Origin of the sequence: Flavobacterium tibetense (assembly GCF_003293845.1) — a bacterium.
Classification (GTDB): domain Bacteria; phylum Bacteroidota; class Bacteroidia; order Flavobacteriales; family Flavobacteriaceae; genus Flavobacterium; species Flavobacterium tibetense.
Map to the genome: position 1 here is coordinate 119,503 of NZ_QLST01000001.1, position 20,057 is coordinate 139,559.

Consider the following 20,057-nt stretch of genomic DNA (forward strand, 5'->3'; position numbering starts at 1 on the left):
TGAAGTATGAATTTCCAACAAATTTTAGCTTACATCATTGTATTCCTTGCCGTAGCGTTTTTGGTAAACAAATTTTTCATTCCAAAGAAAAAAAAGAAAAACGGTTGTGATACGGATTGTGGTTGTCATTAGCCCAAAGCCACATCCAAACTCATCATCACAATAAATCCACCAATGAATCCTAACGTGGCAATATCCGTGTTTTTATCTTGTTGGGTTTCTGGAATTACTTCTTCCACTACTACAAATATCATCGCGCCAGCGGCAAAAGCCAAAGCATAAGGCAATAAAGGCGTAAAGAAAGTTACAGCAACAGCGCCAATTACACCAGCAATCGGTTCCACAATAGCAGAGGATTGTCCATACATAAAGCTTTTCCAACGACTCATTCCCATTCTACGTAACGGCATGGAAACCGCTATTCCTTCAGGAAAATTTTGAATCCCAATTCCAATGGCTAACGTAACCGCACCAGCAATCGAAGCTTCAGGAATTCCAGCCGCAACTCCACCAAACAAAACGCCAACCGCTAAACCTTCAGGAATGTTGTGCAAGGTTATCGCTAACACCAACAAAGTAGTTTTTTGCCATGGCGATTTAATTCCTTCCGATTCTTTAAAATTAATATGTAAATGGGGTAACGTTTTATCTAATCCAAAAAGAAAAAGAGCACCTAATAAAAACCCAACAGCCGCAGGAAAAACTTTTACAAAACCTTCACCTTCGCTCATTTCTATAGCTGGCGCTAGTAAACTCCAATAACTCGCAGCTACCATTACACCACCTGTAAAACCTAGCATGCCATCTAAAACCATACGATTCATGGTCTTAAAAAAGAAAACAAACGAAGCACCAAATGCCGTTAATAACCAAGTAAAAGTAGTAGCCAATAAAGCAGCCAAAATAGGATCAATGCTTTCAAAAAAACTAATTATAGATTCAAACATAATTATCGAATGTATAGATTTGTAGCTATTTTATTGGAAATAGTAAGCTTTTTTCCATTGATTTCCACTAGTAATGTTTCATCAAACGGCTCTTTTTCTAGAATTTTTATTGTAGAACCTAATGCAATTTGCTGTTTATCTAAATATTGTAAAAACTCCGTAGAAGAATCTTTCACTCCAACACAAGTATACATTTGGTTCAAATTGGCTTCCGAGAGTAATTCTTTTTCCACTTTATTAATGATGCCTTTCGCATTTGGAATAGGATCACCATGTGGATCAAATGCCGGAAATCCTAAAAACGCATCCAATTTATCAATCAAAGGTTCCGATTGAATATGTTCTAATTCTTCGGCAATTTCATGCACTTCATCCCAAGAAAATTGTAATTTTTCTACCAAAAAAACTTCCCACAAACGATGCTTTCTCACAATCATTTTGGCTTTATGCAAACCTTCATCAGTCAATGTAACACCTTGATACTTTTGGTAACTGACCAAATTTTTATCAGCTAATTTCTTCAACATATCAGTAACCGATGAAGCTTTGGTATCTAACATTCCCGCAATGGCATTGGTACTAACTCCTTTTGGCGCTACTAATGATACGTGATAAATTACTTTTAAATAATTTTCCTCTGAAATGGTCATTGTGTTAAATTTTTACCAAAGATAGCAAAATAAATTACGAACTTACAAAAATTATTTTTAGTTTTGTCTAAATTTATTTTTACAATGAATAAAAAAATTGCTTTGGCACTGTTTTTCTTGTTCCAATTTTCATTCGGACAAGAAAAAGCCACGTTATCTGGACATGTGTTAAGTAAAAACGAAGGCATTCCATTTGCGAATGTTTTCATTAAAAATACCACCATTGGAACTTCATCTGATGAAAACGGTAAATACAAAATCGAACTCGAACCCGGAACGTATCAAGTTCAAGTCAATGTCATTGGATTTAAACCAACAGAAAAAACCATCACCGTGGTTCCTAATCAAAAATTGCATGTCGATTTTAATTTGGAAGAAAGTATTTTGGGTTTAAATCAGGTAGTGGTTTCAGCAACTCGTGGCATGCAAAAAAGAACCGAAGCTCCAATGATTGTTACAGTTACCAATAGCGAAACTTTACAAAAAGTGCAAGCCATCAGCTTATCAGAAGGTTTGAACTTTCAACCTGGATTGCGCATGGAAACCAACTGCCAGAACTGCGGTTTCACCCAAGTACGAATGAACGGTTTAGATGGTGCTTATTCGCAAATTTTATTGGATAGTCGCCCTATATTTTCTGCTTTGAATGGCGTTTATGGTTTGGACCAAATTCCAGCCAATATGATTGAGCGTGTTGAAGTGGTTCGTGGTGGTGGTTCGTCTTTATACGGTTCAAATGCGATTGCTGGAACAATCAATATTATTACCAAAGAACCTATCAAAAGTTCGTTCGAAATCAACAACTATCTTGGTCTAATCGATGGAAAAACACCTGATAAAGCCACAACTGTTAATGGAACCGTAGTAAGTGACGATTTGAACTCGGGATTGCAATTTTTTGGAATGCAACGTAACCGAAAGGCTTTTGATGCCAATGGCGACAATTTTACCGAAATAACCGCAATGGAAAACCAAACTTTTGGTTTAAAATCATTTTACAAACCTAGTATCAATACCAAAATTACTGCCGATTTCCATTCGATTTCTGAATTCAGACGTGGTGGCGAAAACAACTTTAATCTGCAACCTTTTGAAGCGTATATCACCGAACAAATTGCATCGAAAACTATTGGCGCTGGCTTAACTTTTGAAAGTTATACCAATGACAAAAACAAATATTCCGTTTATGCCAATGCCCAACAATCCAAAAACGATAATTTCTACGGTGGAAGAGCGGATGACGATTTTGGAAACATCGATTTAGAAGAAAGTTTGAAAGGTTTTGGTAATACCGAAGTAAAAACCTTCATCGCTGGAGCGCAATGGAACAACAAACAAGAAAAATTTCTGAACGGATCGGGTTCGTTGACTTTAGGTTCTGAATTCAAATCAGAAGCAATGGTGGATGAAAAACCAGGTTTCAACGCATTTGTGAATCAAACCTTGAATATTTTAGGAATTTACGCCCAACAAGAATGGCAAGTGAATCAAAAGTTGAAAGTCTTGGGCGGATTACGTGCCGATTTTCACAATGCTGCCGAAGAAACCGTAATGATAAATCCGAGAGCAACTGTTTTGTATAACATCAAAGAAAATTTACAATGGCGAAGCAGTTATGCCAAAGGTTTTCGAGCGCCACAAGTGTTTTCAGAAGATATTCACGCCAGAATTGCCGCTGGAGAAGTAGCGTTAGTAGTTTTAGCAGATAATTTACAATCCGAAACTTCGCATTCCTTTTTGACGTCTTTTGATTATTCTAAAGCTAATTTGACTTCAGAAATGGGAGTTACTTTTGAATTGTTTTACACGCGATTGCAAAATCCGTTCGTATTGGAACAAATTGAAGAAACGCTTTGGGAAAAAAGAAACGGAAAAGGCGCGAATGTTTTTGGAGTAAATTTGGAAGGAAAATATGCAATTGGCGAAAAATGGCAAATACAATCAGGAGCTACAATTCAAAAAGCGGTTTATGATGAAGCCATTCAATGGAGCGAAAATGTGGCCAATTCCAATCGCAATTTCTTTCGTTCGCCTAACCTTTACGGAAATTTCATAGCGACTTACGCACCAAAAAAACACTTCCAAAATAATCTTTCGTTCATTTATACAGGAAGCATGTTTACACCACATTATGCAGGATTTATTGCCAATGACAAGTTAGAAAAAACAAGAAGTTTCTACGAAATCAATTGGAAATCAGCTTATGTTTTTTCTATTTCCAATGCTTTACAATTAGAAGTTTCTGGAGGAATTCAAAATATATTGAACAGTTATCAACGCGATTTCGATTTAGGAATCAATCGAGATGCTAGTTATATTTACGGTCCGTCACGACCACGAACCATTTTCATTGGCTTAAAATTAGGAACTGATTTGCTGTAAAAAAGAAAAGCTTTTTGTTTCTTTGTGACTCATCGAAACACTATGCAACATTTTGATTACATTTTCACAGGTTCAGGATTATCTGCTTTGATGACCATTTATGAAATGGTTTTATCTGGAAAGTTTAAAGATAAATCCATTTTACTTATTGATGAAAATGCAAAAAAAGTAAACGATAGAACCTGGTGTTTTTGGGACGAAGACAATTTGTTTGAAGAAATCGTTTCAAAAAAATGGAATCAAGCCATTTTTGCTAATGAAAAATTTAATCGTGTTTTAGAATTAACTCCGTATCAATACAAAAAAATTAATGGTTTGGATTTTTATGAACTGGTTTTCAAGAAAATTGCTGAACATAAAAACATTCATTTTCTAAATCAGAAAGTAGTTGATTTTACCGAACTAGGGAATCATTGCATTGTAAAAACAGAACAAGAATCGTTCACTTGTAACAAAATATTCAATTCAATTTACAATCCTAAAGTTGTTACTACACAAACCAAATTCCCTTTAATTCATCAACATTTTGTGGGTTGGTTTATCAAAAGTAAAGAAGATGTTTTTACTCCCAATTGCGCTACTTTCATGGATTTTTCAGTGGAACAAAAAGGGAATACACGATTTATGTATGTATTACCAACATCAGAAAACGAAGCCTTATTGGAATACACCTTATTTTCAAAAAATTTACTTCCAAAAGAAGAATACGAAGCTGAAATTCAGAAATATATTGAAAATCTCGGGATAACCGAATACGAAGTTATCGAAAAAGAACAAGGTAATATTCCAATGACTTGCTATCCTTTTTGGAAACACAATACAAAAAACATCATAAACATAGGTTCAGCTGGCGGTTGGACGAAAGCCAGTACGGGTTATACTTTTAAGAATGCTTACAAAAAATCAAAGGCTTTAGTTGAATTTTTAGAAAAAAACATCTCGACTTCGCTCGATAAGACAGATTTTAAAAGATTTCATAAAAAAGATAAATTTTGGTTCTATGATTTATTGTTGTTGGATATTTTAAGTTCGAAAAATGAATTGGGTTCCAAAATCTTTTCTTCGATGTTTAAAGAAGGAAATTCAACAGTAATTTTTAAGTTTTTAGATGAAGAAACTTCTTTTTTAGAAGATTTGCAAGTGATTTGGCGTTGCCCGAAAATATTGTTTGTTAAAGCTTTGTTTGGAAGAATGTTCCATTTATAGCATTATAACAAATCTTTATCATTCGAAATTATTCCAACACAAGAATTCTATTTATCTTTGTATCATTCAAAAAAATAACAATCTAAAATCATAAATAGTTATGTATCCAGAAGAAATGGTAAAACCAATGAAAGCCGAATTAACGGAAGCTGGTTTTCAAGAATTATATACAGCAGCAGATGTTGATGCTGTTTTAGCTAAAGAAGGAACTACATTAGTAGTAATTAATTCAGTTTGTGGTTGTGCGGCAAGAAACGCTAGACCAGGAGCAAAAATGAGTTTGAACGGTGCAAAAAAACCTAATCATTTAGTTACGGTTTTTGCTGGTGTTGACAAAGAAGCGGTTGATAAAGCAAGAGAACACATGTTTCCTTTTCCTCCATCATCACCAAGTATGGCGTTATTCAAGAATGGTGAAATTGTACATATGTTAGAGCGTCATCACATTGAAGGAAGACCAGCAGAACTAATTGCTGAAAATCTTCAAGATGCGTATAACGAACATTGTTAAAATAGTATGCTAGCATACAGAAACCATCAAGAAATTGGTGGTTTTTTTTATTTATCACGTACTTTTGTCGAAAATTTGGTTAGAAATTTATGGAGAAACTTATTTCCTATCCGCTTTCATTCTTGTATTACTTAACTTTTTTGTTTTGGTTAGTAGTATTTCATCCTATCCAATGGATTTGTTTTAATATTTTTGGATACAATGCACACCGATGGAGTGTTGCGATTTTAAACTGGTTTTTAGTACGAACAACGCATATTCTTGGAACAAGATATCAATTTATTGGAAAAGAAAATATTCCACAAAATGTTCCCGTAGTTTTTGTGGCCAATCACCAAAGTTTATATGACATTCCGCCATTTATTTGGTTCATGAGAAGCAATCATCCCAAATTCATTAGCAAGATTGAATTAGGAAAAGGAATTCCAAGTGTTTCCTATAATTTGCGTCATGGAGGTTCTGCTTTAATAAATAGAAAAGACCCGAAACAATCTTTGACAGAAATCAAAAAAGTAGCCGAATATATTAACACCAATAACTACTCAGTAGTTATCTTCCCAGAAGGTACGCGAAGCAAAACTGGAGTTCCTAAACCATTTTCTATCAACGGATTAAAAATGTTGCACAAGTTTGCTCCGGATGCATATTTTGTTCCTATTAGTATTCATAATTCGTGGAAAATGACTAAATTTGGACAATTTCCGCTTGGTTTAGGAAATAAATTGGTTTTTGAAATACACTCCGCTTTAAAAGTTTCCGATTACACTTTCGAAGAATTGTTTGAAAAAACTGAAAAATCAGTTACAGAAAATTTAAAAAAATAATATCCCATGTCTATACAAAATGTCCGTTTAGAAGTCATGCAATTCTTGGAAAAGAAAGTGGATCACTTTATGGAAGAATTCTTAATTCCTGTGGAAAAAATCTGGCAACCTACCGATTTACTCCCAAATTCTGAAAATGAAAATTTCATTGAAGAAGTTACAGAACTTCGTGAAATTGCCAAAGATTTACCATATGATTTTTGGGTTACTTTAGTTGGTGATACCATTACTGAAGAAGCTTTACCAACCTACGAAACCTGGTTAATGGATGTGGAAGGTGTGGCTCAAAAAGGCGAAAATGGCGATAACGGTTGGGCTAAATGGTTGCGCCATTGGACTGGCGAAGAAAACCGCCACGGTGATGTTTTAAACAAGTACTTATACCTTTCTGGAAGAGTAAATATGCGTGAAGTTGAAATTACCACACACCATTTAATTAACGATGGTTTTGATCCAGGAACAGGTAGAGATCCTTACAAGAATTTTGTTTTTACTAGTTTTCAAGAATTAGCTACTTATGTTTCGCATAATCGTGTGGCGCAATTAGCAAAGAAATTTGGTGATAAAAAATTATTCAAAATGTGCAACTTAATTGCTGGAGACGAAATGCGTCATCATTTGGCTTACAGCGAATTTGTAAAACGTATTTTTGAAGTAGATCCAAGCGAAATGATGTTGTCGTTTCAATACATGATGAAGAAAAAAATTACGATGCCAGCTCATTTAATTAGAGAATCAGGAGAAAGCATTGGAACCGCATTTGAAAAGTTCTCTGAATCTGCTCAGCGATTAGGTGTATATACCGCAATGGATTACGTTGATATTCTTCAGAAATTGAATGAGAAATGGGAAATTGATAAAATTGGTAATCTTACCGATGAAGCCGAAAAAGCACGTGATTACTTAATGAAATTACCCGCTCGTATGGCAAAAATTTCGGAAAGAATGGCAGTTCCTGCTGAAGGGCAACTTTTCAAATGGGTGCAACCAGCTTTAATTAGATAACATTCCGAAAATTAGTCACAGTCGCAGTTAACAACTTGAAACAAAACTTTGTGCCCTTTGTGGTTAAAAATAAATTCTAAATTCCAATTTTAAACAAGATTGGAATTTTTTATATCATTACCAATGACAATAATTGATACCACTATTTTATTCGTAAAAGAACAATTAGCTCATGCAGAAGGCGGACATGATTGGTTTCACATAGAACGGGTGTACAAAAATGCGCTTTTAATTGCAAAAGAGGAAGATTGTGATGTAATAGTGGTGAAATTAGCGGCATTACTACACGATATTGCAGATTCTAAATTTCATAGTGGCGATGAAACCATTGGTCCAAAAATAGCTCGTGAGTTTTTGGAATCTCAAAATATTTCGGAAGAAATCATTTTACATGTAATTGCTATTATTGAAAATATGTCATTTAAAGGCGGAAATTTCGAAAAGAAATTCAATTCAAAAGAATTAGAAATTGTGCAAGATGCGGATAGATTAGATGCCATTGGTGCCATTGGAATTGCTCGCACGTTTAATTATGGTGGTTTCAAAAATCGTCCGTTATACAACCCCAATATTCAGCCAAAATTGAATATGAGTAAAGACGAATATAAAAACAACGAAGCGCCAACACTGAATCATTTCTACGAAAAACTTTTGCTTTTAAAAGACAAAATGAACACCGAAACGGGTAAAAAAATAGCCAAAAAACGCCATGATTTCATGGTGCATTTCTTGGCTCAATTTTATGCGGAATGGGATGGGGAAGTTTAGTGAGCAGTCACAGTTTTCAGTACCAAATCTTAGGGATTTGTTTTTAGTAATTAGATTACTTCCCAGGAAATTCTGCTTTACGTTTTTCTAAAAATGCAGTTGTTCCCTCTTTAAAATCTTCTGTTCCAAAACAAGCTCCGAAGTTTTCAATTTCTACTTGGTAACCGTTTACACCGTCTATATAATTGGCATTAACCGCTTGAATCGCTTTGGCAATCGCAACACTTGAATTTTTAGTAATTTTTGAAGCAATTCCTTTAGCAAATTCTAGTAATTCAACTTGTGGAACTACGTGGTTTACTAATCCGTAATTTTTGGCCGTTTCTGCGTCAATCATTCCAGCGGTCATAATCATTTCCATAGCTCTGCCTTTACCAACTAATTGTGCTAAACGTTGCGTTCCACCATAACCCGGAATTACTCCTAAAGTTACTTCTGGTAATCCCATTTTCGCATTGTCAGAAGCTACTCTAAAATGACACGACATCGCTAATTCCAATCCGCCACCAAGAGCGAAACCATTTACAGCAGCAATTACTGGTGTGCTTAAATTTTGAACAAAGTCAAACAATAATTCTTGACCTAAAGCAGCTAGTTTTCCACCTTCTTCTACAGAAAAGTGAGCAAATTCCGAAATATCTGCACCAGCTACGAATGCTTTTTCACCACTTCCAGTTACAATAATTGCTTTTACGGATTTATCTTCGTTTAAAGCTTTGAAGCCATCGTGTAATTCTTGAATCGTAGCTTTGTTTAATGCGTTTAATTTTGTTGGTCTGTTGATGGTTATAACGGCTATGTTTTCGTGTTTTTCAATTAAAATATTTTCCATGATTTGTGATTTTAGATATTCGGATTTTCTGATATTCGGATGTTGAACTTGATTTTTGAATTTGACTTTTGATCTTGAACTTGATTTTTTATTCCGAAATAGGGAAACTCACTAAAAATGTGGTTCCAACACCTATTTCAGATTCAAAAGTAATGGTTCCGTTGTAATTTTCAATGATTTTTTTGATGATGGATAAGCCTAATCCCATGCCACTAGTTTTAGTAGTAAATTTAGGTTCAAAAATATGATCTTTATTTTCAATGGGAACTCCTTTTCCGTTGTCTTTTACTTCAATTTTTACACTGCCTAATTCTCTAAAAACGGTTACAAAAACCACTTTGTTTTCTTGCTCTTCTGGTATGGCTTGAATAGCGTTTTTAACCAAATTTGTAATCACACGTATCAACTGGGTTCTGTCTAATTTGGCAATAATTTCATCTTCCAATGCTGAAAATTGGATGTAATCTTCGTTAAAAATTTCCAATGCCAATTTCACTATTTTAACCACATTTAGGGTTTCGTTTTGTTGGGCTGGCATAGTAGCAAAATTGGAAAATGCACTTGCAACAGAAGTCATCGTGTCGATTTGTTGTATTAATGTGGATGAAAAATCATCTAGTTTTTGTTTGATATTAGGATCGGAAATATCAAATTTTCTTTGAAAACTTTGTACCGTTAAACGCATAGGTGTTAACGGATTTTTAATTTCATGCGCTACTTGTTTTGCCATTTCGCGCCAAGCTTGTTCTCTTTCGCTTTGGGCTAATTTTGTGGCACTTTCTTGAAGTTCGTCAACCATTTTATTGTAAGAGGCTACTAGTAAATTAATCTCTCTACTTCCTTCTTGTAATACAATTTTTTGGTTTTGTTGGTTGATATTTGTTTCACTGATTTTATCACTAATAATTTTCAACGATTTCGTAATGTAACTAGACAAAAAGTAAGATAAAACAATTGCGATTAAAAACATTAAAGTATAAACTTGAGTAAATCGAATCAAGAAGCTTTGTAATTCACTGTCGTAAAAAGTAGTATCTTCCTGATAAGGTAAGTTTAAAATAGCTAAAGGTTTGAATTTTACATCTTTAATATAAGTATACGAACTTCTAAATTGTTGTCCGTCAATTTTTTCAAAAGCCACATAGCGCTTTTCTAGTGTGGATTGTAGAATTTTTAATGTTGGAATATCAATTAAAGGCTTTATACTGTCTTGTTTGAAACCTGCTTTTGATGAAATAATCAATTTCCCTTGTAAATCGAAAAAGTTGATTTCCATGCTGTGAATATCAGCTAATTCATGGATTCTATCTTTGAAAATGTTGGATAAATTTTCGGTACTAACAGGATATGTGGTATTTTGTATGACATAATTAATATGCTCTACAATTGCATTTTCTTTACGTTCCAAGCGGTCTTGATGGTATTCTTTTGCCTCTTGACGAAATTGATAAATAGAAACCGCAGCAATTAATATGGAAGCAAAAATGGTCAAGAATATCATAGAAAGAAATATTCTTACACGTAATGAAAGGTTTTTTAAATTGAATATTCTGTCCATTTTGTATGTTTAGCCCAGATAGTAGTGAAAAGCTTTTTTGTGAAAAAATGATGTTTTTGTTAGTAGAAAAACCCATTTTTTGCAAAAAACTTGTAACGTATAGCTGGATTAGCTGCTTATTTTTCTCTAATTCGTTTGTATAATTTGTATCCCAACATCAATAAGATGGAGAAAAGAACAATCCCAATTACTCCAAAAATCCAATTGATTGCATTTTTTAAAATTACTAAAAAAACTACAGCAAATAAAATTAAGGTGGCTCCTTCGTTCCAAATTCGGAAAAAATTTGAACTGTGTTTTACTTCATTTTGCTGTAATTGTTTAAAAATCTGATGACATTTAGCTTGATAGGCATACAACAAAACCACGAAACCTAATTTTACTTGCATCCAAGGTTGATTGAGCCATTCCGGATTGATATGCAACAACCAAAAGGCAAAAATACTTGCTAAAATCGCACTTGGCCAAGTAATAATGTACCATAATCGGTATTCCATTAATTGGTATTGTTTGATTAAAATATCTTGTTCGGGTTGCGGTTTTTGCGTTGCTTCGGCATGATACACAAACAAACGAACAATATAAAATAACCCTGCAAACCAAGTGATTACAAAGATTAGATGTAGTGATTTTATGTAGTTGTAAAGTTCCATTTTTTTTAGTTTCAAGTTTCAAGTTTCAGGTTGTTTACCGCTCTATGAACTTGAAACCTGAAACTTGAAACAATTTATTTACTCCAATCCTTAACCCAATTTGCCACCACGCCACACCATTCATCTTCATCATTTAAACATGGAATTGCCATAAATTCTTCGCCACCATGATGTAAAAATTGCTCGTTAGCTTCCATCGCAATTTCTTCCAATGTTTCTAAACAATCGGCAACGAAAGCTGGCGTTACAACCGCTAATTTCTTAATTCCTTTTTCAGGCATTTTGTTAATTTCAACATCAGTATATGGAGTTAACCATTTGTCTCCCGCTAAACGCGATTGGAATGTTTGGCTGTATTTTTCTTCTGGTATGCCTAAAAGTTTAACCACTTGTTTTGTGGTTTCAAAACATTGGTGACGGTAACAAAATTCGTGAGCTGGTGAAGGCGTGTTACAACAAGATCCATCAATTTTACAATGTGATTTGGTTACATCTGTTTTACGAATATGACGTTTTGGAATTCCGTGGTAGGAAAACAACAAATGATCGTAATCAAATCCTTCTAAATGCTTTTTAATAGAATTTGCTAACGCTTGAATAAAATCAGGCTTGTTGTAAAATGCCGGTACAATAGTGAATGTCATTTCTGGGAAATGTTCTTTACGTAATTCTTCTGCCAAAACTAAAATAGTTGTGGTTGAAGCCATTGCATGCTGAGGATACAAAGGAAAAAGCATTACTTCTGTTACGCCTTGATCTTTTAATTCTTGCAATCCTTTTAGAATGGTCATAGTTCCATAACGCATGGCTAAAGCAACAGGAACATCAACCATTTGCTCTACTTTTTGATGCATTTTTTTTGAAATAACAATTAAAGGCGAACCTTCGTCAGTCCAAATTCTTGCATAGGCTTCAGCTGATTTTTTTGGTCTTGTTTGTAAAATAATTCCGCGAACTAATAATGCTCGTAGTAAAAAAGGAACGTCAATTACATATTTATCCATTAAAAACTCATCTAAGTAAGGCTTAACGTCTTTTGCTGTTGGACTTTCTGGCGAACCTAAGTTTACTAATAGTACTCCTTTTTTCATGTCTTCTTTTTTTTTTCAAAAATACTACATAAATTTTACAAAACACAATGTGTTATGAATTACAATTAATTAACCCTTTAGTCTTAAAAATTACACTTTTTATCGATAATTTGTTAAAATTATATAATTATTAACAATTAAATTTTTTTATTATTAAATAATTCTTAATTTAGTAATCGAAACGTTGAATTATTATTAATTTAAATCTTAAAGGTATGGGAAATCACTACGTAAACTTAGCTTTTTTAGTTGTTTCATCAACTGCTATTTGCCAAGTTCAAGGAGTTGGCATCAACGAAACTCTACCGCAACAAGCTTTACACTTAGGTTCGCCTACTAGTACAGTTAGAGTTGAAGGTTTAAATGAAACTAATAATAGTTACAATTTAGGGGCTACAAACACCTATCCATTGTATGTTGACAACCTAGGGAGTTTAACTCTTAGAAATTCTGGTGCTGTGAATAGCGATGGTAGTGACGCATTTGTTTCTGTTCCAAATTCAACAATTATTTTGCTAAACGGAGACAATGATGGAATAGCTGATGGTGAAATTTTAAACTTCACTATTACAACTTCTCGTCCAACAATTGTATTAGTTAAATACACTTTAAGTTTTGAAGTTTTTGAAAATGTTTCAGAAAACAAATTGACAGACAAACTTGCTAGAAGAATTAACACTTATTTTCGTTTGAACAGTGGAACAAGAAAATATGGTCATGCTTCAAAATGCTTTACTAGCTCTGCAACCAATGATGTGAGTGGTGAACTTTATAATATGTCATCATCCTACATTGTTATTCCTACTGCCGGAACGCATACTATAAGTTTACATGGAGAAGTTTCTTCTGGTCTAACAAATAGTGCTCCAAATACTGGAAAGGCAACTTGCGTGGTTTTTGGTAGAGGTCATGATTCATTAATGTATAAAGTTAACTAATCCCCCAAACTCCCATGAAAAGAACTATACTTTTACTTTTATGTGCAACAAGTTTTTCAACTTATGGACAAGTTGGGATTGGCACAACTGCTCCACAAGAAACGTTACATTTAGGAGCCAATACATCAACCATTAGAATTGAAGGTTTAGACGAAATAAACAATCCGTTAAACTCAGGACCAACACGATTAACTCCTGTTTTTGTAACAGAATCTGGAAACTTTACATTACAACCCGCGGGTTATACTTCTGGAGGAACTGGTTATGTCTTGCCTTTAAATTTTTTGGCAGATACTCCAAATTTCATTCCAAATAATCCATTAGGACTTGCTGCTCCTTTTGATAGATATGGTGTAGTAATTAATAGTGATTTGACAAACGAAAGTACAACAGGTTTAATTCAAACCGTAACAATAAATGTTCCTACCAATTCTATGGTAGAAGTGAAATATGCCATTTCATTATACTTTTCTGGAACCAATTTAGCAGTTCCGCCTCATTCAACTTTTATTACAGATGGAAAAACACGTGTTATTCAATCCTATTTTTGTGTTGATATTGATAGCGACGGTTTGTCTCCAGCCGAACTTGCCCAAATGTATGGTGTTAAAGGACAATATTATGCTTCAGATGCTGGTGGTACAAGAGGTTATCCAAACATGAACAGTCAAGGCTATGTAAATCTTCCTGCAGGCTCTCATACGTTATACTTTTTTGGAGTAGTAAATGATCCTCCAAATACATTTACAAGTATTGGATTTGGTGGCGCCAATGACTACTTGAAAATTAGACTTTTTAACTAATACTTAATTCCCCCAACACGTTATGAATACAGTTAAAAAAATCTCAGCATTATATATAATTTCAACTACATTTGCTTTTGCTCAAGTTGGAGTTAATACCAATAACCCACAAGAAGAATTGCATGTGGCAGGTTCAACGTCTAATATTAGAATAAACGGACTCAACGAAGTGAATAATGTTAATAATTTAGGAGGAACCAATACAACAAAGGTTTTTGTAAATCACTTAGGCGACTTAGTTTTGGGTGAAGCTTCAGACAATGTACAACTCATTTTCGATTCAGAAAACTATCTTTTAGATGTTCAAAACCCAACTTCATTAATTCTTCAAACAGGAGAAGGACAAGGATTTAGTCAAGCTGGAATACCAACACTGGGTTTGGCTGCATCATTTACATTAACGCAACCAGCAATAATTGAAGTAAATTATTCCGTGTCTTGGAATGTTGGTAAAAATGTAACACCAATTTCAAGAATAGACGATTTTAGAGCGCGTGTAATTCAAACTGGAATGTACTTTAGAAGAGACAACTATTTAGGCGAACCTGTAATTAATGATTTTTTTGGTAACCCAATTAATGGCGGAGCACTTTGTATAACCTCAAATTGTAGTGAAGTTGCAGGAATGATTGCTGTAAATGGGCAAATTTACAATAATTCCGAAGGCAGAGAAGGCGAATGGAGAAACTACAGAAATACTGCTTCAGATTATGTTGTTCTTGGTCCAGGAACTTACACGCCAATGTTTGCAGCCCAGTTAGAAGTTGGTGATACCAACGCTACTGGAGCTATTAAAATGTATTTAGGTGTTGAAAATGATGAAGTGCAAATAATTGCTTACTATTTTTAAATCGTTAACTTGAAATATTTAAATTCATCAAATACTTTTTTGGTGTGGTTCCATATTTTTTCTTGAAAGCCGCAATGAAATGACTAGCAGTACTGTAACCAATTTTTAAACCTACTTCATTTACATTGTGCGAACCACTATCGAGTAATCGGCGGGCGTATTCCATTTTGTAATCAAATAAATAGCTGTAAACACTATCTCCATAAATTTGCTTAAAGCCCACTTTTAACTTTTTTAAATTTAATCCTACTTCATCCGCTAATTCTTGTAATCCTGGCGGTTCGGCCATTCTTGAAATTATGATTTCTTTGGCACGTTTAATTTTAGAAACATTTTCTTCATCTATTAAAAACGGACAATGTTCGGCATTTGGATCTTCATTTCTATTGAAATACAGACTCAATAATTCGTAGCCTTTTCCTTTTAAATACAGGTTTTTAATCGATGAATTTTGGTTGTAATGAAAAATTTGATTCAAAACAATCGCCATGGAAGGGCTAATATCTTCTTCTCCGTAATATTTGCGTTCCAAATTATCTGCGCTTAAAAACGGAATAGTTTCTGCATCGGAAGAAAATAAAGCATGGAATTTTTTGATGGAAATTAAGACCGAAATAATCCAAGACTTTGGAGCCACTTCTAAATGCAAAGGCAATTCTTTTTGCGGATTGTAAAGTAAAAGCGACTTTTCTTCATTCAAATCCAAGGCATAATTGCCATTATTGAAAATAAATTTCCCTTTTCCTTTCACATTGAAATGGAACTGAATTAATCCCGTTTTTACCTGTTTTTCAAAACGTTGCGTTTCATTTGAATCGTTTTGAAAACGAATTAAAGTAAAATCTTGTTCAATTTTTATTTCTTCTAGAGAACCCATAGCGATATTTTTTCGTAAATAGTAGAAATCAATTGGAAGTTATTTATTTAGAATTGTTCTAAACAAAGACTTTCGAAAGCATTGATATTAGTACAAATTTAGTGTAAATAATGTTCAAATGTTGTTTTTAGTTTAAAAAAACGGCAACCGACACAAAAAGTCCTTTGAGCGTTATTTTAATAGAATTGGAAATTATAATTTTGTTTAACTTTTTAGGTAGAGTTGAAAATATGGAAAACAGTACGTTTGCGAAGCATCCCACTTTTTATGTAGTTGGTCTCAGCTATAAAAAAGCCGATGCCGAAATGAGAGGAAGATTCAGTTTGGATGAACAAGCCAAAAGTAACTTATTACTACAAGCTAAACAAGAAGGTTTAGAAAGTTTAATTGTTACCTCAACTTGTAACAGAACTGAAATTTACGGTTTTGCCCAACATCCATTTCAACTTATCAAATTACTTTGTGAAAACAGTAACGGTACTGTTGAAGATTTTCAAAAAATAGCATTCGTTTACAAAAATAAAGAAGCTGTTTCGCACATGTTTCGTGTAGGAACGGGTTTGGACAGTCAAATTTTAGGTGATTTTGAAATCATCAGTCAAATAAAAAATGCCTTTTTACTAAGCAAAGAGCATAAATTAACCAACAATTTTCTAGAAAGATTAGTAAACGCAGTTATTCAAGCAAGTAAAAAAATTAAAACCGAAACGGATATTTCTTCTGGTGCCACTTCAGTTTCATTTGCTGCTGTTCGTTATATTTTTCAAAATGTAGAAAACATTGCTGATAAAAATATTTTACTTTTTGGAACAGGTAAAATAGGTAGAAATACTTGTGAAAATTTAGTAAAACACACCAAACACGAACACATCACGTTAATCAATCGTACCAAAGATAAAGCAGAACGTTTAGCTAGAAAATTGCACGTAATTGTTAAAGATTACACGGATTTACAACTAGAAATTCAAAAAGCAGATGTCGTAATTGTGGCTACTGGAGCACAAAATCCAACGGTTGATAAAGATATTTTAAATCTGAAAAAACCTTTGTTGATTTTGGATTTATCCATTCCAAAGAACGTTCATAATAATGTAGAATTGATTGAAGGTGTTACGTTAGTTCACATGGATCAATTGGCACAAATTACAGATGAAACTTTAGAAAACAGAAAAAAACATATTCCAGCTGCAGAAGCCATTATTGAAGAAATTATGGAGGAATTTATGGCTTGGACCAAACAAAGAAAATTTGCACCAACCATTCACGCCTTAAAAGCAAAATTAAATTCCATAAAAGAAGGCGAATTAAACTTTCAAAGAAAGAAAATATCTAATTTTGATGAAGAACAAGCCGAATTAATCAGTGCAAGAATTATTCAAAAAATCACCAATCACTTCGCCAATCACTTGAAAGATGATGAAACTATGGTAGATGAGAGCATTGAATGGATTGAGAAAATTTTCCAATTAGAAACCGCTACAAGTAATGAGTAAAGTTATCCGCATTGGTACTCGTGACAGCGAATTAGCCCTTTGGCAAGCCCATACCGTAGAAAAAAAACTAAATGATTTAGGTTATACAACTGAAATTGTTGCCGTAAAATCTGAAGGTGATATTATTCTTGACAAACCCCTTTACGAACTAGGAATTACAGGAATTTTCACAAAAACACTAGATATTGCTATGCTAGCTGGAAAAGTGGATATTGCAGTACATTCCATGAAAGATGTTCCTACGGCTTTACCAATTGGAATCATTCAATCTGCCGTTTTAGAACGCGCCAATGTTCATGATTTATTGGTTCACAAAGGAAATCTAGATTTTTTAACTTCCAATGGAACTATCGCTACCGGAAGTTTGCGTCGCCAAGCGCAATGGTTGCATAAATACCCAAACCATCAAGTCGTAGATTTAAGAGGAAATGTAAATACTAGAATGCAAAAACTAAACGATAGCGATTGGAACGGAGCCATTTTCGCAGCCGCTGGATTAGAACGCATCAACTTAAAACCTGAAAATTACATCACTTTAGACTGGATGACGCCAGCGCCAGCTCAAGGCGCAATGGTTGTAGTAACATTAGAAAACGATTCCTTTTCAACCGAAGCGGTTGCCAAACTAAACCATCAAGAAACCGAAATTTGTACGCATATTGAACGCCAATTTTTACGTACTTTAGAAGGTGGTTGTACGGCTCCAATTGGTGCTTTGGCTCAAATCAAAGACAATCAAATTGATTTTCAAGGTGTTTTACATTCATTAGACGGAAAACAAGAGCTTGAAATTAAAAAAAGTTGTAATTTTGTTAGTTATAAAGACTTCGGGAAAGAATGTGCCGAGGCAATTTTAACCAACGGTGGAAAGCAACTCATGGAAGCTATTCGTCACGACTTGAAAAAGTAACCCAAAATCATGGAAAAAGAATCGTTACTCAATTATATCTATCGCTTTTTTGATATAATTGTTTTGCTTTTTATCGTTTTTGACTTCGGATTCGACTTTGAAGAAAACTATAATTCTCCTCACGTCATTGGACTTATGGTGCTTTCTTTGGGATTATTAGCATTTAATGCATTTAAGTTCTTTGTGTACAAATACAAAAGCAATAAGAAAGTAGCATTAGTAAATTTTATTATTCTAATTGGAATTTTCACAAGTTCAGCAATTGTAACTTATTTTAATAGAGATTTTAGTTGGCATTATATTTTACAACAAATCAAACCTATTTTTGAAGGTGGTTTAATTTTTTACTTTCTCCTTCGCTTAATGGTATTGGTTAGACATATTTATGATATCTATTTTAATCCCGCAATTGTATTCGTAGGTAGTTTTTTAATTTTAGCATTATCGGGTGCTTTTTTATTGATGCTGCCAAGTGCTACTACTAATGGAATTACTTTTACCAATGCATTATTTACTTCAACGAGTGCTGTTTGTGTTACGGGTTTAACCGTTGTAGATACAGCAACCGACTTTACTTTCGTTGGTCAATCCATTATTTTAGCGCTTTTCCAATTAGGCGGTATTGGAATTCTAACTTTTACCTCTTTTTTCGCCTTTTTCTTTAGAGGAAGTTCTTCGTTTAAAGAAAGCTTAAATACCCGAGATTTTATTGCACATGATGGCTTAAAAGATGTTTTTAGAGCAGCATTAAATGTGGTTATTTTTACTCTTGGTGTAGAAATTGTTGGGGCACTATTTATTTATTCTTCAATTATTGGAAATGATGCCATTGAAGACAAAGTATTTTTCTCCATTTTTCATGGTGTTTCCGCTTTTTGTAACGCTGGATTTTCCATATTTTCCTCTGGATTGTACGATGAAAGTATTCGATTTCATTATTATTTCCAATGGATAATTATGACTTTAGTAATTTTTGGTGGTTTAGGACATAATATTGTTTTCAATTTCTACCAATACATCAAAACGTATGTTTTAGAATTTTTTGATAAAACAAGAATTCATAAAGATATTAGAATCATTACTCTAAATACTCGAATTGTGATTTACACTACAATTATATTATTAATAAGTGGTTTCATATTTTTATTTATATCAGAATACAACAACACACTATTGATTCATGATACTTTTTTTGGAAAAATCACTAATGCAGCATTTAATTCAGTTACACCAAGAACTGCTGGTTTCAATGTTATTGATTTTGCAGAAATGACCGTTCCTTCATTATTATTCGTAATATTTTTAATGTGGATTGGTGCATCGCCTGCATCAACTGGTGGTGGTGTAAAAACCAGTACTTTTGCTTTGGCTACGTTAAATATCTTTGCAGTTGCTAGCGGAAAAAGTCGCATTCAACTTTTAGGAAGAAGAATCTCTAGCGAATCAACTTCAAGAGCGTTTGCCATTTTGTGCATTTCATTAATTGTAATTGGAATTTCAATAATGGCGCTATTAATTTTTGAGCCTGAAGGAACTCCCGTTTTAACTGTCGTTTTTGAATGTTTCTCAGCATATAGTACGGTTGGTCTAAGTTTAAATTTTACACCTACATTAACCAATCCAAGTAAATATGTTCTTATTGCAACTATGTTTATTGGAAGAATAGGAATGCTCAATTTAATGATTGGTTTGTTGCGTCAAATGAACCACCAATTTTATGAGTACCCAAAAGAAAATATTTTAATTAACTAATTTAAGA

At 33.7% G+C, this 20,057-nt stretch carries 20 protein-coding genes; 13 read left to right on the top strand and 7 right to left on the bottom strand.

Annotated features, from left to right (window positions below):
• The first annotated feature begins 6 nt into the window (after window positions 1–6).
• On the top strand, window positions 7–132 hold the full coding sequence (locus tag DPN68_RS00570) for a FeoB-associated Cys-rich membrane protein (RefSeq protein WP_113987640.1): 126 nt from the start codon (window positions 7–9) through the stop codon (window positions 130–132).
• On the opposite strand, the gene DPN68_RS00575 is transcribed toward DPN68_RS00570, so the two are convergent.
• Complete coding sequence (locus DPN68_RS00575) at window positions 129–947, bottom strand: ZIP family metal transporter (protein ID WP_113987641.1); 819 nt, start codon at window positions 945–947, stop codon at window positions 129–131. The genes DPN68_RS00570 and DPN68_RS00575 overlap by 4 nt on opposite strands.
• Window positions 948–949: 2 nt before the next feature.
• A complete protein-coding gene (locus DPN68_RS00580) occupies window positions 950–1,597 on the bottom strand; it encodes a metal-dependent transcriptional regulator (RefSeq protein WP_113987642.1) in 648 nt (215 codons plus the stop codon).
• A gap of 84 nt (window positions 1,598–1,681) precedes the next feature.
• Between DPN68_RS00580 and DPN68_RS00585 the strand changes: the two genes are divergently transcribed.
• From DPN68_RS00585 to DPN68_RS00610, 6 genes are all read left to right on the top strand, one after another.
• The gene (locus tag DPN68_RS00585; protein ID WP_113987643.1) at window positions 1,682–3,979 is read left to right on the top strand and encodes a TonB-dependent receptor; all 2,298 of its coding nucleotides are present in this window, start codon (window positions 1,682–1,684) and stop codon (window positions 3,977–3,979) included.
• 42 nt (window positions 3,980–4,021) lie between these two features.
• Window positions 4,022–5,185, top strand: coding sequence for a lycopene cyclase family protein (locus DPN68_RS00590; RefSeq protein ID WP_113987644.1), 1,164 nt, complete (start codon window positions 4,022–4,024; stop codon window positions 5,183–5,185).
• 100 nt (window positions 5,186–5,285) lie between these two features.
• Window positions 5,286–5,696 (top strand): BrxA/BrxB family bacilliredoxin, encoded by a 411-nt coding sequence (locus DPN68_RS00595; protein ID WP_113987645.1) that lies wholly within the window; start codon window positions 5,286–5,288, stop codon window positions 5,694–5,696.
• 89 nt (window positions 5,697–5,785) lie between these two features.
• Entirely contained in the window at window positions 5,786–6,520 is a 735-nt protein-coding gene (locus DPN68_RS00600; RefSeq protein ID WP_113987646.1) for a lysophospholipid acyltransferase family protein, read from the top strand.
• 6 nt (window positions 6,521–6,526) lie between these two features.
• On the top strand, window positions 6,527–7,525 hold the full coding sequence (locus DPN68_RS00605; protein WP_113987647.1) for an acyl-ACP desaturase: 999 nt from the start codon (window positions 6,527–6,529) through the stop codon (window positions 7,523–7,525).
• Window positions 7,526–7,648: 123 nt separating this feature from the next.
• Complete coding sequence (locus DPN68_RS00610; RefSeq protein ID WP_113987648.1) at window positions 7,649–8,293, top strand: HD domain-containing protein; 645 nt, start codon at window positions 7,649–7,651, stop codon at window positions 8,291–8,293.
• A 55-nt stretch (window positions 8,294–8,348) separates the two neighbouring features.
• Here the strand turns inward: DPN68_RS00610 and DPN68_RS00615 are convergent, their stop codons facing one another.
• From DPN68_RS00615 to hemH, 4 genes are all read right to left on the bottom strand, one after another.
• Window positions 8,349–9,125 (bottom strand): enoyl-CoA hydratase/isomerase family protein, encoded by a 777-nt coding sequence (locus DPN68_RS00615; protein WP_113987649.1) that lies wholly within the window; start codon window positions 9,123–9,125, stop codon window positions 8,349–8,351.
• A gap of 88 nt (window positions 9,126–9,213) precedes the next feature.
• Window positions 9,214–10,683 carry a sensor histidine kinase gene (locus DPN68_RS00620; RefSeq protein ID WP_239986974.1) on the bottom strand — a complete coding sequence of 490 codons (1,470 nt, stop codon included), beginning with the start codon at window positions 10,681–10,683 and terminating at the stop codon, window positions 9,214–9,216.
• A 116-nt stretch (window positions 10,684–10,799) separates the two neighbouring features.
• Window positions 10,800–11,336: a CopD family protein gene (locus tag DPN68_RS00625; RefSeq protein WP_113987650.1), complete on the bottom strand. Its 537-nt coding sequence runs from the start codon at window positions 11,334–11,336 to the stop codon at window positions 10,800–10,802.
• Window positions 11,337–11,410: 74 nt separating this feature from the next.
• Window positions 11,411–12,427 carry a ferrochelatase gene (gene hemH, locus DPN68_RS00630; RefSeq protein ID WP_113987651.1) on the bottom strand — a complete coding sequence of 339 codons (1,017 nt, stop codon included), beginning with the start codon at window positions 12,425–12,427 and terminating at the stop codon, window positions 11,411–11,413.
• A 215-nt stretch (window positions 12,428–12,642) separates the two neighbouring features.
• Between hemH and DPN68_RS00635 the strand changes: the two genes are divergently transcribed.
• The 3 genes from DPN68_RS00635 to DPN68_RS00645 are packed head-to-tail and all read left to right on the top strand — an operon-like array spanning window position 12,643 to window position 15,018.
• Window positions 12,643–13,365 (top strand): hypothetical protein, encoded by a 723-nt coding sequence (locus DPN68_RS00635; RefSeq protein WP_113987652.1) that lies wholly within the window; start codon window positions 12,643–12,645, stop codon window positions 13,363–13,365.
• A 14-nt stretch (window positions 13,366–13,379) separates the two neighbouring features.
• On the top strand, window positions 13,380–14,168 hold the full coding sequence (locus tag DPN68_RS00640; RefSeq protein ID WP_113987653.1) for a hypothetical protein: 789 nt from the start codon (window positions 13,380–13,382) through the stop codon (window positions 14,166–14,168).
• Window positions 14,169–14,190: 22 nt separating this feature from the next.
• Window positions 14,191–15,018, top strand: a complete 828-nt coding sequence (locus tag DPN68_RS00645) for a hypothetical protein (protein WP_113987654.1) — start codon at window positions 14,191–14,193, stop codon at window positions 15,016–15,018.
• Window positions 15,019–15,022: 4 nt separating this feature from the next.
• On the opposite strand, the gene DPN68_RS00650 is transcribed toward DPN68_RS00645, so the two are convergent.
• Window positions 15,023–15,895, bottom strand: coding sequence for an AraC family transcriptional regulator (locus tag DPN68_RS00650; RefSeq protein WP_113987655.1), 873 nt, complete (start codon window positions 15,893–15,895; stop codon window positions 15,023–15,025).
• Window positions 15,896–16,125: 230 nt separating this feature from the next.
• Here DPN68_RS00650 and hemA point away from each other — a divergent pair, with 230 nt between their 5' ends.
• From hemA to DPN68_RS00665, 3 genes are read left to right on the top strand one after another with little or no spacing between them, the layout of a single operon-like run.
• Window positions 16,126–17,388: a glutamyl-tRNA reductase gene (gene hemA / locus DPN68_RS00655; RefSeq protein WP_113987656.1), complete on the top strand. Its 1,263-nt coding sequence runs from the start codon at window positions 16,126–16,128 to the stop codon at window positions 17,386–17,388.
• Window positions 17,381–18,298 carry a hydroxymethylbilane synthase gene (gene hemC / locus DPN68_RS00660; protein ID WP_113987657.1) on the top strand — a complete coding sequence of 306 codons (918 nt, stop codon included), beginning with the start codon at window positions 17,381–17,383 and terminating at the stop codon, window positions 18,296–18,298. Before hemA ends, hemC begins: the two co-directional genes overlap by 8 nt.
• A gap of 9 nt (window positions 18,299–18,307) precedes the next feature.
• Window positions 18,308–20,050, top strand: a complete 1,743-nt coding sequence (locus DPN68_RS00665) for a TrkH family potassium uptake protein (RefSeq protein ID WP_113987658.1) — start codon at window positions 18,308–18,310, stop codon at window positions 20,048–20,050.
• The last annotated feature ends 7 nt before the right edge of the window (window positions 20,051–20,057 follow it).